12 protein-coding genes are annotated in these 16,595 nt (G+C 36.1%); 6 read left to right on the top strand and 6 right to left on the bottom strand.

The window, feature by feature from the left end; all coding sequences use genetic code 11:
• The first annotated feature begins 134 nt into the window (after window positions 1-134).
• Both BELBA_RS09970 and BELBA_RS09975 read left to right on the top strand, forming a co-directional pair.
• Window positions 135-947 (top strand): SDR family oxidoreductase, encoded by an 813-nt coding sequence (locus BELBA_RS09970; RefSeq protein WP_014772574.1) that lies wholly within the window; start codon window positions 135-137, stop codon window positions 945-947.
• Between the two features lie 5 nt (window positions 948-952).
• Window positions 953-4,897 carry an AAA domain-containing protein gene (locus BELBA_RS09975; RefSeq protein WP_014772575.1) on the top strand — a complete coding sequence of 1,315 codons (3,945 nt, stop codon included), beginning with the start codon at window positions 953-955 and terminating at the stop codon, window positions 4,895-4,897.
• Window positions 4,898-4,935: 38 nt separating this feature from the next.
• Here the strand turns inward: BELBA_RS09975 and BELBA_RS09980 are convergent, their stop codons facing one another.
• The 4 genes from BELBA_RS09980 to recQ are packed head-to-tail and all read right to left on the bottom strand — an operon-like array spanning window position 4,936 to window position 10,384.
• Window positions 4,936-5,394: a gliding motility lipoprotein GldH gene (locus tag BELBA_RS09980; RefSeq protein WP_041779604.1), complete on the bottom strand. Its 459-nt coding sequence runs from the start codon at window positions 5,392-5,394 to the stop codon at window positions 4,936-4,938.
• Entirely contained in the window at window positions 5,387-6,850 is a 1,464-nt protein-coding gene (locus tag BELBA_RS09985; protein ID WP_014772577.1) for a PSP1 domain-containing protein, read from the bottom strand. The genes BELBA_RS09980 and BELBA_RS09985 overlap by 8 nt, the downstream gene beginning before the upstream one ends.
• Window positions 6,851-6,892: 42 nt before the next feature.
• Entirely contained in the window at window positions 6,893-8,191 is a 1,299-nt protein-coding gene (gene purD / locus BELBA_RS09990) for a phosphoribosylamine--glycine ligase (protein WP_014772578.1), read from the bottom strand.
• A gap of 15 nt (window positions 8,192-8,206) precedes the next feature.
• Complete coding sequence (recQ, locus tag BELBA_RS09995; protein ID WP_014772579.1) at window positions 8,207-10,384, bottom strand: DNA helicase RecQ; 2,178 nt, start codon at window positions 10,382-10,384, stop codon at window positions 8,207-8,209.
• 100 nt (window positions 10,385-10,484) lie between these two features.
• Between recQ and BELBA_RS10000 the strand changes: the two genes are divergently transcribed.
• Window positions 10,485-11,453: a KpsF/GutQ family sugar-phosphate isomerase gene (locus tag BELBA_RS10000; RefSeq protein WP_014772580.1), complete on the top strand. Its 969-nt coding sequence runs from the start codon at window positions 10,485-10,487 to the stop codon at window positions 11,451-11,453.
• Window positions 11,454-11,462: 9 nt separating this feature from the next.
• The gene (locus tag BELBA_RS10005) at window positions 11,463-12,536 is read left to right on the top strand and encodes a mannose-1-phosphate guanylyltransferase (RefSeq protein ID WP_014772581.1); all 1,074 of its coding nucleotides are present in this window, start codon (window positions 11,463-11,465) and stop codon (window positions 12,534-12,536) included.
• A 73-nt stretch (window positions 12,537-12,609) separates the two neighbouring features.
• Here the strand turns inward: BELBA_RS10005 and BELBA_RS10010 are convergent, their stop codons facing one another.
• A complete protein-coding gene (locus BELBA_RS10010; protein WP_014772582.1) occupies window positions 12,610-13,329 on the bottom strand; it encodes a metallophosphoesterase family protein in 720 nt (239 codons plus the stop codon).
• A gap of 259 nt (window positions 13,330-13,588) precedes the next feature.
• Between BELBA_RS10010 and BELBA_RS10015 the strand changes: the two genes are divergently transcribed.
• Window positions 13,589-14,173, top strand: a complete 585-nt coding sequence (locus tag BELBA_RS10015) for a DUF4136 domain-containing protein (RefSeq protein WP_041779606.1) — start codon at window positions 13,589-13,591, stop codon at window positions 14,171-14,173.
• A gap of 209 nt (window positions 14,174-14,382) precedes the next feature.
• Here BELBA_RS10015 and BELBA_RS10020 read toward each other — a convergent pair whose 3' ends face one another.
• Window positions 14,383-16,023, bottom strand: coding sequence for an amidohydrolase (locus tag BELBA_RS10020; protein ID WP_014772584.1), 1,641 nt, complete (start codon window positions 16,021-16,023; stop codon window positions 14,383-14,385).
• Between the two features lie 53 nt (window positions 16,024-16,076).
• On the opposite strand from BELBA_RS10020, the gene BELBA_RS10025 reads away from it, so the two are divergent.
• Entirely contained in the window at window positions 16,077-16,544 is a 468-nt protein-coding gene (locus tag BELBA_RS10025; protein WP_014772585.1) for a type I restriction enzyme HsdR N-terminal domain-containing protein, read from the top strand.
• Window positions 16,545-16,595: the final 51 nt, after the last annotated feature.

Raw genomic sequence — 16,595 nt, forward strand, 5'->3', positions numbered from 1 at the left:
TATTAAGGTTTTTCTTTAAAAATGGCTTATTTTGATGATATCTATTTATTGAAAGGAATTTTCCATCTAATCATTAAATCACCCATTTAGCATGCGTGCAAAATTTTTATCTTTGAAGTCAAATTTGAATTAAAATGAAATTTAAAAATAAGGTAGTTGTCATCACTGGAGCCACATCGGGAATAGGAGAAGCTTGTGCCATAGCATTTGGGAAGGAGGGTGCTCAAGTAGTAATTACAGGGAGAAGTCAACTCAAATTAGATAATTCATTGATCAAATTACAGAAAGAGGGTATAGATGCCATTGGGATTGTAGCAGATGCTGCAATAGAGGAGGACAATAGGAAAATGGCCGAAAAGGCAATCTCTCATTTTGGCAAAATCGATATTCTAATCAACAATGTGGGAATTTCAATGCGGGCACTTTTTCAGGATTTGGATATTGAAGTCTTCAAAAAAGTGATGGATATCAATTTCTGGGGAGCAGTGTATGCGACCAAGTATTGCTTGGAGTCGATTACGCAGCAGAAAGGAAGCATCATCGGAATTTCTTCAATCAATGGCTATCGGGGAACGCCTGCACGGACTGCATACACAGCGAGTAAGTTTGCGATGAATGGTTTTTTTGAATCACTCAGAACAGAGTTGCTCAAAAAAGATGTACATGTACTCGTGGCCTGCCCAGGATTTACAACATCAAATATCCGATCAAACGCTTTGCTCGCAGACGGGACACCACAAGGAGCATCACCTCGCGATGAAGCCAAAATGATGTCAGCAGAGGAAGTAGCCTCATATATTGTAGAAGCTACAGCAAAGAGAAAAAGAGAAATAGTTTTGACTACTCAGGGGAAATTGGCGGTATTTTTGAATAAATGGATTCCAGGAATCATGGATGGAGTGGTTTACAATCAAATGGCAAAAGAAAAAGATTCTCCATTTAAATAAATACTATGATCAAAGAAACTTTTCAAGTTTACCTCAATCGCTTGACAGATCTCTCAAGCAGAAATAGATCGCTTTATCTCGCAAAGCTCTATTCCACACAAATGATAGACTTGAATAGATTGAATTTTTTACAGAATAAAGTTTCTTTCGATTACATTAGAGACCTGATTGCAGGCAGAAAATCAATCTCTTTAATCCCGATTTCTGACCCGAGAGACAAGGAAATCAATTTACTTTCTCAAAATCTCAAATCTATCCTTCATCAGATCAAATTGACCGAAGAAGAGACGGGAGAGAAAAGTCTTTATGTGGGTTATCCTTTTATAGAGGGGAAATTGATTAATGATCAAGTTCTCAGATGTCCTTTGTTGTTTTTTCCCGTGAGCTTGTCAAAAGATGGAAATGATTGGGTCTTGCACCTAGATAAGTCTCAGCAAATCATATTTAATAAGACATTTTTATTGGCTTATGAAAGAGCGTATGGTACACTGACAATAAGTGAGGAAGACATGCAATTGGAAGACTTTCCAACGGATGCCACTTCTTTTTTGACAGAGCTCTATGAAATTGTGAAATCAAAATTTTCTATCAACTTCAATCAAGAGCTATATGAACAAAAGATATTAGCTTTTCCAGAAAGCAGTAAGTCTATAGATGAAAATCAGTTTGACAAAGGTGTCCTTAAATTGAGATCTTATGCAGTTTTGGGTCAGTTTTCTCAAAAATCCAGTTTTCTGATTCAAGATTATGAAGAGCTAATTAGCCAAAATCAATATGAAAATCTTGAGGAGTTATTTGCCAAACATTTTGCTTCTGAAGAGGAGGATATGTCGATACCGAGAGAAGATCAGCTTTACAATGTATTTCCATTAGATGCAAGTCAGGAGGAGGTCGTCAAGGCGGTGAAAGCAGGACAATCTTGCGTCATCGAAGGCCCCCCAGGGACGGGAAAATCTCAGCTGATTAGTAATTTGGCAGTGGATTATATCTCAAGAGGTAAAAAGGTTTTGATAGTTTCCCAAAAGCGTGCTGCTTTAGATGTGGTTTTTAAAAGATTAGGAGAAAAGGGTTTTGCAGCATTTTTGGCTTTGGTTCATGACTTTAGGGCAGATAAAAAATCACTTTTTGAAAAGATTCAAAAACAAATCAATTCTATCGAGCAATATCAAGAACTGAATCGGGGAATCAATGCCATTCAACTGGAAAGGCAATTCTCTCAATTGTCTCGGACGATAGATATGCATTTAGATTATTTTGATGAATTCAAAAAAGGGCTTTTCAATACCGAAGAATGTGGCATTCCTATTAAGCAACTTTACATGACGTCCAAGTTGGGTGAGGAAGAGGTGGACTTGACGCAGTATTACAAGAAATTTCATTGGGATAGTGTTGCTGAATTTTTGAGAAATTTCAAAGAATATGAAACCTATTACAAAAAGTATCAAAACGCAAAGTCTTTTTGGCTTCATAGGGTGGATTTTAGCAGTTTTGGAGTTTCTGCTTCACAACGGATGAAGGAAACTTTACAGGAAATTGATCAAATAAAAAGCTCCTTTGAAGATACTTTTCAGGGGCTTGAAGGACTTGATTCTACTTATCTTTATTCACTTTTTGAGCAAAAAGAAAAGTTAAAGAGTCTTAAACACCATTTACATTTAAATGATGCGCAGCTTGTTTTCGATCGAATAAAGCCTTTCCAAAGTGATGAATTTGATTTACTGTGGCTGGAAAACAAATTTGATGCAGTGAAGTCATTGCTTTCAGAAGAGGGAGTCGCTTGGGATATAGAAGATGATGATGTCCAAGAAGTTCTTTCCATACTTCTAGAATACATTAAGACTAAGAGTAATTGGTTAGGAGGAGTTGACCGTCTAATAAATAAGAAAAAGTTTGGAAGAGTCCAAGAAGTGTTGGCTTCTAATAAACTTTCTGATAATGCTCATGATCTAGATTTGTTGGTCAAAAAGCTTGAAAACAGATTGAATCTTAATCATCAATACACGCTTCTATCTCAAAAAGATTGGCTCAAACTACCAATTAAACCTTTTGATTTTTCAAGATTCAATCATGCTGCTTCCATTCATCTCGAAGCTATTCAAGCGCGCAAATTGATTGATGACTTGGACGGGTTTGCGGATTTGATTTTGGGTGAAAGAAAGTCAGCCAAAGAGATTTTAGACTTGTTAGAAGGTTTTGAAAAGTTCAATTTAATTCTTTCAGAAAAAATAGATACATGGAACATTTATCTCAGTAAGATTCAAATCCAACATTTGATTTCACATGCTCCTGGTGAGTCATTTTTAGAGCAAAAAGAACAGATTCCTTTTGTTTTCGATGAATTGGTGGCTTTTGATAAGTTGAGAAAACGATTGACTTCTGAAGAAATTCATGTAATGGAAAAGTTGCTCGATGAATTCCCAAACTATGATTATGGTCAGTTAAGTTATTTGTTTTTGATTGGCTTGAGCAATGCCTGGATTGATCATATTGAGGCAAAATATCCTGTTTTGAGAGAAGTGAGTACGGCCAAATTCCTGAATGCGCAAGAGGAATTAATGAAAGCTGTGGTGGAAAAATGGGAGCTTTCTCAGTACATTTCTGAGTTGAGAGTAAGGGAGTTTACTTTCAAAAATTTGGAATTTAATAGGTTAAATAATCTTGTTACCTACAGAGAGCTTTTGCATCAAGTCAGCAAGAAAAGAAGGCTTTGGACGATCAAAAAGCTGATAGAGAACTTTGAGGAGGAGATTTTTAAGTTGATGCCATGTTGGTTGGTTTCTCCAGAAACTGTTTCAGCATTATTTCCCATGAAGCAGAATTTTGACCTTGTTATTTTTGACGAATCTTCGCAATGTTATGTTGAGCGTGGTATTCCTGCGATGCTTCGGGGGAAGCAGGTGGTGGTAGCTGGTGATTCGAAGCAGCTACAACCTTTTGATTTATATCAGGTAAGAATGGATTCTGAAGAGGAGGGATTGGAAGTTGAAACAGATTCATTATTGGACTTGGCTTCCGGGTTTTTCAAAAAGTTTTGGTTGAAGGGGCATTACAGGAGTGCACAAAAATCTTTGATCCAATTTTCGAATAAGCATTTTTACGAAAACAAACTTGAGATGTTGACAGATAGAAATCTCGCAAATCTTCAGCAAATCCCGTTTGAGTTAATTTCTATAGATGGAGTGTGGGAAAAGCAAACAAATCTTTTGGAGGCAAAAGCAGTTGTCGAAACGGTAAAGCGAATTCAGAAATCAGAACCTGAATTTAGCATAGGGATCATTTCATTTAATTATTTTCAAATGGAATTGATCAATCAACTTTTAGAAGAAGATGAAAAGATTTTTTTGGAAAAAGTGTCTGTGAAAAATATTGAGAATGTCCAAGGAGATGAATTTGACTGGGTGATCTTTTCAATAGGTTATGCAAAGAATAAATCAGGAAAGTTAATTGCAAATTTTGGCCTTTTATCAAAAAATGGTGGCGAAAATAGGCTTAACGTAGCTATGACAAGAGCTAAGAAGAGAATAAGTCTTGTCACAAGTATAACTTCAAGGGATCTCAGTAAATTAAAGCTAGTTAATTCGGGAATAGAAATGCTTCAAGCTTATTTAAGCTTTGTGGAGAGTCAAGTAAATGGGGAAATGGAAAATACTGAAGTTCATAATCCACATGGATTTTTGGCTAGCTGGTCACTGAAAAGCAGGCTTGTGGCCCAAAATGATGATTTTGAATTGTCACCAATATCCAATTCTGCTTGGTTAGATTTGGTGGTAAAGAATAAGGAAGAAGGTTTTGTTGAAGCAATTTTTACAGATGATCAGCGACTGTATGATGCTTCAAGTGCAAAAGAAGCCTTTGTGTATCATCCACTTCAACTCAAGCAAAAATCATGGCCTTACCATTTTTATTTTAGCAGACAATATTGGATGGGGAAAGATATTTTCGAAAAATAAAAAGGCTAAGAATTTTTTCTCAGCCTTTTCATTTTTAATTATTCCTTCACTTGTTTAATTCCTAATGCTTCTAGGCCATCCAGTTCTTCGACGCGCATATATTGTACAAATTGGACTCTTGAATATGCTTCTTTGCTGAGGATTGGTAAAGTGTCAATTTTTGTGAATGTACTACCAAACCCATCACCCAAAGGTTTTCCACCTTGACTATCAAAGAGTGGGATATTTACTAATTGTGATTCTATTTGATTTCCTAGACTATCTGATAGAATGTACTTCACATAAAGATTCCTATACCCATAATCTGTGTTAAACTTGATGCTAATCAAAGTATGTGAATGAGATTTAATCTCTGGAATCTCGAAAGTCACTGTGTCAATGATGTTCCATTGTTGTGTTTCGAAACCTGAATAGGATTCAAAAACTCGATTGCCATCACAAGAAATCATCCAAAGTGATAACAAAATAAAAGCACTATGAAATATTTTCTTAGGCATTTTGATCTCCCTTATCATTTTGATTCCCTTTATTCCGAGGAGGGAATCTTTTCTTTTTAGGCCTATTTTCTTGCGGCTTTTTATCTTCGGATCCAGATGAATTGGTAATTGGATTTACTCTTGCTTTCGGAAGATTTGGTTTGGATAAGTTATCAGAATCATTTCCGTTTTGCGCCTTTGGATTCGGGTTCTTTCGTGCAGGTTTACTGTTTCGATTTCTATTTCTGTCACGATTACCTTCTCTTGGTTCCGATTTTGCACCAGTCCTATTTGTGATTGGGTTTGATCCAGCAGGTTTTTGAAGATTTTGTCCTTCATTGTTAGACTGGTTTCCGTCTGCGTTTCTAGGCTTTTTCTTTTTTTTCTTTTTCTTAGAATTGGAACTGAATTTTTTATCTAATGCTTCTAACTCCATATTAGATTGGCTGATTTTGTCTTCAGCATCTTTAGCATGGTCATTTTGCAGATCAAATGGCTTGATATCTTTAGCATTGAGTGCTTGTATTTCCTTAACCCGTTCACAAGTGATGGAAAACCAGTTGTTCTCATTGTTGTAGCTGAACCACATCAATTTTCTAAAAATATCTGTTTTTTGTAACCGTGCTGGCCCAGCTTCGGTCAATAGTGCTTTTTCTACATTTGGAATATCTTCCAACGCAGCCATATAAGTATCTAATTCATAATTTAGACAGCATTTTAATCTCCCACATTGACCAGAAAGTTTTGTAGGATTAAGAGATAGGTTTTGATATCTCGCCGCAGAGGTACTTACGCTTTTGAAATCATGGATCCAGGTAGAACAGCAAAGTTCTCTACCGCAAACACCAATTCCACCTAATCGTCCAGCTTCTTGTCTCAAACTAATCTGACGCATCTCGACTCTTATCTTGAATTCAGAAGCCAACAATTTGATCAATTCTCTAAAATCAACCCTGTCTTCAGCTGAGTAGAAAAATGTTGCCTTAGAATTGTCTGCTTGAAATTCCACATCAGACAATTTCATTTTCAAATTGAGCTCATCAATTATTTGTTTGGTGCGATAAATAGTTGGAACCTCTCTATTTTTAGCTTCTTCCCATTTTTCTATATCTTTTTGATTAGCGACCCTGTAGATTCTTAGAATGTTATCATCATCTCTGATTTTCCTTTTTTGCATCTGGAGTCTTACTAACTCACCTTGCAAAGAAACCCATCCGATATGGTGTCCATTAGGAACATCTACGACGATAGGATCGCCAGTCGTGAGGTGGAGATGATCTACATTTCGATAGTATTCTTTTCTACCACCTTTGAATTTTACTTCTACTATATCAAATTTATCGACTACTGGAATTCCCATGTGAGAAAGCCAGTCGAAAGCGTTCATTTTATTACAATCGCTCGTACCACAAGTGCCGTTGTTTTGGCATCCTCCACTTGATCCAGTGGTGGTAGAGCAGCTACTACATCCTGCCATATTTATATCAAAAGGGAGTTTTTACTCCTCGTTAGTTTGGGATTATTTTTTGAGTTTTAGAATATCTTGACCAATATCCTTTCGGAAATATAAGTCATCCCAACAGATTTCTGCAACATTTTTATATGCGTTTTGGAGAGCAAACTCTATGTTTGATCCAATTCCAGTAATGGCCATTACTCGGCCACCATTTGTGAGAAATTCCCCTTCAGAGCCAATTTTTGTTCCTGCATGAAATACTAAAGCAGTATTGTCTTTTCCAGCATTTTCTAAGCCTATAATTTTATCGTCTTTTCGATATGCTTCAGGGTATCCACCTGCCACTAATACAACAGTAGTGGTAGTAAATGTCTCCAATTCGATTTTGTATTGGTCTAATTGCATGGTGCCCATCGCATGGAGTAAATCTACAAAATCACTTTTAATTCTTGGGAGCACGGCTTGGGTTTCTGGATCGCCCATTCGTACGTTATATTCTATCACATAAGGATCTCCTCCAATATTCATCAATCCGATGAATAAGAACCCTGTATATTTTATATTTTCTTTTTCTAAACCTTTTACTGTGGGAATTACAACACGTTCTTCGACTTTTCTCATAAAGTCAGCATCTGCAAATGGAACTGGGCTTACTGCTCCCATTCCACCAGTATTCAATCCACTGTCGCCTTCACCAATTCTTTTGTAATCCTTTGCTTCTGGAAGGATTTTATAGTTTTTGCCATCAGTAGCTACGAAAACTGAGAGTTCTATTCCATCCAAAAATTGCTCAATCACCACTTTTGAAGAGGCTTCTCCAAACATATTGTCAATAAGCATTTGTTTCAGCGAGTCTTTCGCTTCTTGGTGACTTTGACAAATCAATACACCTTTTCCTGCCGCTAATCCATCAGCTTTAAGGACAACCGGAATGCTTTGCTGATCGATAAATTGATAAGCATCTTTTAAGGTCTCTTTTGTAAATGTTGCTGAAGCTGCAGTAGGGATATTGTTGCGCTCCATGAATTGTTTAGAAAAATCTTTTGACCCCTCTAACCTAGCACCTTCTTCACTTGGACCAATGATCGGAATTGAAGAAAGGTTAGGATTTGATTTGAAAAAATCCACGATTCCTTTCACCAAAGGTTCCTCAGGTCCGACTACTACCATTTGGATGTTGTTTTCTAAGACAAAATCAGAGATAGCAGGGAAATCAGTAATTGATAAAGAAACGTTTTTAGCAATTTGTGAAGTCCCAGCATTTCCAGGTGCTACAAAAAGTTGAGAACATTTTTGACTATTTATAATTTTCCAAGCAAAGGCATGCTCTCTGCCTCCGCTTCCTAATAATAATATATTCATTGAGTGAATTCTAGTTTAGTTGGCGTGTTCTGAGATGAATTTGACACGATAGACACGAATTTCTTCTTCCGCAAAATCTTCGTCTTCCAATTCTTCAAGCGCAGCCTTAATATTGTCTGTTTCAGCAGTCATGAAATAATCGTGAAGTGTTTCTTCTCGCTCTTCATCCATGATGTTTTCAATATAATAATTGATATTCAGCTTAGTACCACTGTATATTATCTGTTCAATCTCTTGGAGCAATTCCCCCATAGAAATATTCAGATTATCAGCAATTTCATCCAGATTTATTTTTCTATCAACCTGCTGAATGATAGAGATTTTTACTTTTGATCTGTTTCCAGCTGTTTTGACGACTACATCTGAAGCCGTCATGATGTCGTTTTCTTCGACGTAGTTTTCTATAAGTTTTAGAAAAGACGAACCAAATTTAGTGACTTTTCCCATACCGACACCATTAATTTGCGCCAATTCCTCACGGGTAGTTGGATAGACCGTAGCCATTTCTTCCAGTGAAGGGTCCTGAAAAATAACATAAGGAGGTAAGCCTTTTGACTTTGCTACTTTTTTCCGTTCTAACTTTAAAAGTTCAAAGAGTTTTTCATCATAAGCTTTTCCGCCAAGGGAAATATCTTCAGTTGAATCATTTACAAGCATTTGCTCAAAGTCGTGATCTTTGCTGATCATGACTGAATATGGATTTTTTATGAAATCTAAGCCTTTTTGAGTCACTTTGATGACTCCATAATTTTCAATGTCTTTTTCAAGAAAATTGTTTATCATGGCTTGTCTGACTACTGTCTTCCAAAGTCTCTCGTCTTCGTCCTTACCGATTCCAAATACTGAAAGCTTGTCGTGGCCATAACTTTTCATGTAGTCGTTTTGCTCTCCTCGGATAACTTTCACGATATGTTCTACATTGAATCTATTGTTGGTCTCTTTTACAGCTTCGATTGCTGTAACCAAGAAATTTTGACCTTCAAACTTCTCTGTTGGGTGCTTACAATTGTCACAGAATCCACAATCTTTCTCCATATATTCTCCAAAATAGTGGAGTAGAGTTTTTCTCCTGCAAATTGAACTTTCTGCATAAGCAGCCATTTCTTGAAGTAGAATTTTGGCGTTTTCACGTTCAGTGACTGGTTTATCTTTGTTGAATTTATCAAGTTTGATGATGTCATCATATTTGTAAAACATCAAACAATGCCCTTCTAGACCATCTCGCCCAGCTCGCCCAGTTTCTTGATAGTAGCCTTCCAGTGATTTTGGTACATCATAGTGAATGACATACCTTACATCAGGTTTATCAATTCCCATTCCGAAGGCGATAGTGGCTACGATGACATCAAGTTCTTCATTTAGAAAGTCGTCTTGGTTTTTGATTCTCACATTTTGATCTAATCCAGCGTGATATGGTGCTGCATTGATGCCATTTACTTTGAGTAGGGAAGCTATTTCTTCGACTTTTTTTCGACTTAAGCAATAAATAATTCCTGATTTGCCTTTTTGGCCTTTGATGTATTTGATGATTTGCTTTTTGGTCTCATTTTTTATCTTCGGCCGAACTTCATAATAGAGATTTGTCCTGTTGAAAGAAGACTTGAACAGATCAGCTTCTTCCATTTGTAAGTTTCTCTGAATGTCCTGTTGTACTTTTGGCGTAGCTGTAGCGGTCAAGGCTATAATAGGTAACTTTTCGCCAATTTGAGCAATTATTGATTTTATCCTTCTGTATTCAGGTCTGAAGTCATGCCCCCATTCTGATATACAATGTGCTTCATCTATAGCTACAAAACTGATATTTGCTTCCTTTAGGAACTTGACATTTTCTTCTTTGGTCAAGGACTCTGGCGCCACATAAAGCAACTTAGTATTTCCCGCCAATACCTCTTTTTTAACTTTATTAGTTTCAGATTTATTTAAAGTTGAATTCAAGAAATAAGCATTAATGCCAAAGGCATTGAGTTGATCTACTTGATTTTTCATCAAAGCGATTAGAGGCGAAATGACTACTGCTGTGCCATTTTTGATAACAGCGGGAAGTTGATAGCATAGTGATTTTCCCGCCCCTGTAGGCATGATTACAAAGGTATTGCTTCCACCTAAAATGTTGTCAACGATGGCTTCTTGGTTCCCTCGGAACTGGCTGAAGCCAAATATTTCTTTGAGATTTTCTTTTACTGTTTGATCCACTTCACAATCACGTTTTAATGTTCCGCTTTTTGGGCATCATTAAACTTTAAAGGAATTCTTTTTTACCTTTGAACAAATTTAATGATTAAGCCTGTCAAAATTGAAATTAACAAAAAATATTAAAACAAACGCTATACAAGTGCTCCAAAAGGAGGCAAATGCGATACAAAATCTCATAAATTATATAGATGATGATTTTGTAGCTTGTGTGGAAGCAATTTTGGGATCTTCTGGAAGGGTCGTTATTACTGGAATAGGTAAAAGTGCCATCGTTGCCAATAAAATAGTCGCTACGCTGAATTCAACGGGTACGCCTGCGTTGTTTATGCATGCAGCAGATGCGATTCATGGTGATTTGGGTATGATTCAAAAAGATGATCATGTCATCTGTATTTCTAAAAGTGGGAATACACCTGAAATCAAGGTTTTAGTTCCTTTACTCAAAAGGCTTGGTTCAAAATTGATTGCGCTAGTAAGTAATGTAGAAAGCTATCTTGCAGAGCATGCCGATTATGTACTCAATGCAACTATAGAAGCAGAGGCTTGTCCGAATAATTTGGCGCCAACTACGAGTACTACGGTTCATATGGCGATGGGAGATGCTCTAGCGGTTTGTCTTTTAGAGGCGAGAGGGTTTTCTTCTCAGGATTTTGCAAAATATCACCCTGGTGGGTCTTTAGGAAAACAACTTTATCTAACCGTAGCTGACGTAATTCCAAAAAATCTGGTGCCAGTAGTAAAAGAAGATGCACTTTTATCTGAAATTATCGTAGAAATCAGCAGTAAGAGACTTGGTGCAACTGCGGTTGTCAACCAAAGTAACAAATTGTTGGGGATTATTACAGATGGTGATTTGAGAAGAATGCTTTTATCGGGTGCGGATATTCATCAAGTGAAAGCAATAGAAATCATGACAAAAAATCCAAAGAAAATCTCTCAGGATGAATTTGCTATTAAAGCGCTCAACCTAATGAAAGAATATAATATTACACAGCTTGTTGCAATGAATGGTGATAATATCGCTGGATTTATCCATATTCATGATCTGATGAAAGAAGGAATAGTATAAGAAAAACTGATGCAGGAAAAACCCTATATTGTTATCATGGCTGGAGGAATAGGTTCTAGATTTTGGCCTTACAGCAGAAACAAAAAACCGAAGCAATTTTTAGATGTTTTAGGTACAGGAAGGACTTTACTTCAAATGACTTATGATAGATTTATTGGGGTTTCTGATCCCGATAAATTTTTAATTGTCACAAACAAACACTATTTCGACTTGGTAAGGGAGCAATTACCAGAAGTGAGCGAATCCAATATTCTAACTGAACCTTTAAGGAGGAATACAGCAAACTGTATCGCTTATGCGAGTTACAAAATAGCTCAGAAGGATAAAGAAGCAAAGATTATTGTCACTCCAGCAGATCATTTGATCCTCAAAGAAATCAATTTTTTGCAAAAAATAAACCTAGCTCTTCAAGCATCAAACGAAGAAGGAAGACTCATCACAATCGGAATTCGTCCCAATAGACCTGAAACAGGTTATGGATATATTCAATACTTTAGTAATGACAAAGCTGAAGCTAAGAAAGTAAAAACATTTACTGAAAAACCGAATTCTAAACTTGCGAAGACATTTGTGGAAAGTGGTGAATTTGTATGGAATTCTGGGATGTTTGTCTGGAAAGTAGAAAGCATCATTAAGGCTTTTGAAAAGCACATGCCTGAGGTGGCTGAAGCTTTTGAAGAAGGGGCTCAATATTATAATACAGATCAAGAGAATGCATTTATTTTTAAGGCATATTCTCAAGTAAAGAACATTTCCATAGACTATGGAATAATGGAAAAGTCAAATGATGTCTATGTGATTTTAGGAGATTTTGGTTGGTCAGATTTGGGTTCTTGGAGTGGCTTGCACGAGATTAGAAATAAAGATGAGAAAGAAAATGTAGTAGAAGCCAACGCCTTGCTTTATGATACTGAAGGTTGTTATGTGAAAGTACCTTCAGAAAAATTAGTTGTAGTTCAAGGATTGGAAAACTACTTAATCAATGATTCCGAAAATGTGCTTTTAATTTGCAAACTAGATGCAGAGAAGAAGTTCAGAGAATTTGTAAGCGATGCAAAGACAAAAAGTGAAGATTTCGTCTAATCGAATCATTATTTTTAGCTTTTTTCTTCTTCAATAAGTCATTGTAGATAAATGACAACTGGGGCGTCAAAAATTAATTTTGCACCCTCGATCGAACTATTTTTGAAGCATCTAATAATGATGTAGGGATTTGAGCTTTTTCTAAAATGTCCTTCGGATCCGTAGGGATACTTATCGACTCGATGAAAGTGCCATCATTTTTGAGTTTGATACCAGTCAAACAATTTCCTTTGTAAGCTCCAGTATCAATATTCCATGTATTACAATTTTTATTAAAATCAGGTTTAGAGTTCATTTTTGGTGTATGCCCAATGATTTGAACCTTTCCCATGTGTATGATTGGCTTTCGATTCCAAAGTACACCATCTGGGTTGTTTACATCATATGGAGATCCAAGCCCTGAAATTCCTGCATGAGATATCAAGACATTTTTATTTTCCCAAAATAAAGGCATAGTATTCATCCATCCTAAGTAAAAATGAGGGTCTAAATTATGAGTTTTGAATTGCTCTAAAGTTTCTCTTCCTCCATTTTCAAGCCAATGGTCAGAATGATCATCACCCATCAAGTATCTTAGCATCATTTGTTCATGATTACCTTTTAAAAAATGTACTGAATTTTTAAAAACCTTCTTTACTTCAAAAGCCAGTCTAATAGTCAAAGGAGAAAAATTCCCTCTGTCAACCAAATCTCCAAGTTGAATTAAGGTTTCCGTTTTAGGCTCCCAATGATCCATCAACTTTAGATAAGTATGGAAACAGCCATGGACATCACCGATAATAAAAAGCGACATATTTTCCTTTTTTTGAAGTTAAAAGACTAGTTTTTTAAAGCATTACTTACAACGAAAGTAAGCGATTTTAACGTCAAAAAGGTATTTTTTCAAAGAAAAATTTGCATAAATGTTTGATCACCAATATCCTATATTTCACAAACAAAAAAACATATATGAAGTTAACAATAAGAATTTCTTTAGATCTTCGATTAGATTTCTTAAATTAATCAAAAATCAAAAATGTGAAAATTTGGCTAAACATTTTACCTTATTTAATATGAAAAATTTCCTTCCATTTATTCTTATTTTCTTGTTGGTGGCAACAGGATGTATGTCACAAAAAGACTTTATTGCTGAATACGATTTCAACTATTCAGCGAATTTCAAGAGATACAAAACTTTTGGTTTTATAGAAAACTCAAATGATGACGATGACGAACTTGTCAAGATTATCAAAAGATCGATTTCTACGAGACTTGGTTCCCAAGGATTTACATTTGAAGAAAACAAGCCTGACCTTTTAGTAAATTATAAGGTCTTTAGAGAAGAGGTGAAATATAGAGGTTATGAACAGCCAAATTTCGATTATTGGTTACAAAGAAAAGGTGCCTTAGTGACTGAAGAAGATGAAGAATTGAAAGATGAAGACAAAGAAAAGGATGAGAATTACAAAAATGTCAAATATGCTCAGAATAATGGGATGTTAGTCATTTTTGTTATTGATAATAAAAAGGGGAATACCATTTGGCAAGGATATACAGCTGCAGTTTTTGATGAAATGTCCCCGGAAGTAAATACGGATCTGATGCGAGCCACGTATAAGGTAATGGATCAATTCCGAGTATTGAGTAGGGCAAAATAGAATAAAAAACCAGCATCTTTTTGCTGGTTTTTTTTGAATCTATTGATCCTTTGTGTTTATCCGCTTTTGCAGGAGTAGCTGTTGATAACATTGTATGGATTTCAATTCAATCAGTTGTGGCCAGTTTATTAAGTACTGTTGGCGATTATTCGCAAAATTAGAAGTGAAATATTAACATACTGATGTCATTGCGGATAATAAAATTATCTTTAATAGACTTTCATGCCACCTATATAAGTCCCTGTGACTTTTAAATCCCTCAATTCATTTTCAGGTGCAGTCATCATATCTTTTTCAAAAAACACAAAATCAGCCAGCTTTCCTGTTTCAATACTTCCTTTTAGATTTTCTTCAAAATTCGAAAAGGCCGCCCAAATCGTCATGCCCTTTAGGGCTTGTTCTCTGCTAATTCTATTTTCTATTTGAAAGCCGTCTTCAGGTTGGTTTCTAGCATCTTTTCTTACTACTGCTGCATGAAACCCATACATAGGATTGATATGTTCTACTGGAAAATCACTTCCAAGAGCTATCATACCATTTTGGTCTAGTAGATCTTTATAAGCATAAGCTGTCTTGATTCGAAAAGGGCCTAATCTCTGTCCTGCCCAAGGCATATCTGAGGTGGCATGCGTGGGCTGCACAGAAGGTATGATGCTGTATGAAGCGAATTTTGGCATATCTTCCTTGCTTACAACTTGCGCGTGTTCGATTCTCCATCTAAGATCATTTTTACCTTTCAAGTACTTGGCATAAATATCAAGTAATGTTCTGTTAGCCGAATCACCGATGCAGTGAGTGTTCATTTGGAAACCATTATCATACATTTTTTTTGCTAATTCATCAAAGGCTTCGGGTGTATTCAATAGAAAGCCATAATTGGTATTGTGATCATGATAAGGTTGCAATAAGGCCGCACCTCTTGACCCTAAGGCACCATCACCGTAGATCTTGAAACTTCTAACTGTCAAGTATTCATCCTGATAAAATCCTTTTTCAAAATAATGAGCCATGTTTTCGTCAGTTGGGTTGACCATAGCATAAATCCTCATTTTCAAGGAGCTTTCTTGATGCATTTGATGCATGAGCTCGATAATATTTCTCTCTAACCCAGCATCCACCAAAGAAGTCAACCCAACAGAAAAGCAATTCTCTTGAGCATCCATCAAAGCCGCTCTTGACTCTTCTTCACTTGGTGCAGGGACCTTAGCGGTAACAAGTTTAATAGCGTTATCAATCAAAACCCCGGTTGGCCTTCCGTTTTCTAGTATAACTTTGCCTCCTATCATTTCAGTTTTCGAACTGATTCCGGCTAAGTCAAGAGCTTTTTGATTTGCCAAGGCTGCATGACCGTCGATTCGTGTAAGCAAGACGGGTGTATCAGGGAAAAGCTCATCTAATTGATTTTTTGTGGGGAATTCCTTGTTTTCCCAAAGATTCTGATCCCATCCTTTTCCCATAATCCAAGGAGACTCAGGATTTTTTGTATGATGTTCGATTACACGCTCAATGAGCTCTTGTTCAGATTCAGCACCTAGTAGCTCAACTATCTTCAGTCCTAAACCATACCGATAAAAATGTGCATGAGCATCAATCAGACCAGGGTAAATTGCTTGACCAGCGGCATCTATAGTTTGACTCGCTTCATATTTGGAAAGGATATCTGAATTATTTCCTACAGCGATAAACTTTCCGTCTTTGACAGCAAAAGCATTTACAATATCAAAGTCTTCAGATACGGTATAAATGGTTCCATTATGAACAATAAGATCTACTTTTTCTTTTTCCTTTTTGCAAGAAGTCAAGCAAGCGATGGAAATAAAAATTGTACTTAGGAGTAATAATTTTTTCATTTGGAGTGGATTGGTTTACATTCTTTGATAAAATTCTTCATATTTGTAACATGATGGAAGCAAATTACTCATTTCTTCAGGAGCCTTTAAATTTCCCTAAATTTGATTTTCGAATACAGGAAGAAAAGAATGGGAAATTAAGCATTTTCGATGCCTTGAGAAAGAAGTATCTGATTTTAACTCCAGAAGAGTGGGTTAGACAGCATTTGATTCAAGTTCTAATTCAGAAATATAATTACCCAAAAAGTTTATTTGCTTTGGAAAAGGGATTGAAATATAATCAATTACAAAAGAGATTTGATGTTTTGGTTCATGATAGAAATGGTGCGCCATTTTTATTGATCGAGTGCAAATCTCCAGATGTCAAACTTACCCAAAAGACCATCGAACAAGTTTGCGTTTATAATAAAACTATCAAGTCACCTTATTTAGGTGTCTCAAATGGTAAGCAACATATGTTTTTAGAATTTGAGGAGTCCTCAGGTAAATTTGTGCAATTGAAAGGCTTACCTATTCTCTAATTAATAAGATAATTATATCAGAGAATATTGTCTTTTTTTCTTATCTTTAGC

This window comes from Belliella baltica DSM 15883, assembly GCF_000265405.1.
Lineage (GTDB): Bacteria > Bacteroidota > Bacteroidia > Cytophagales > Cyclobacteriaceae > Belliella > Belliella baltica.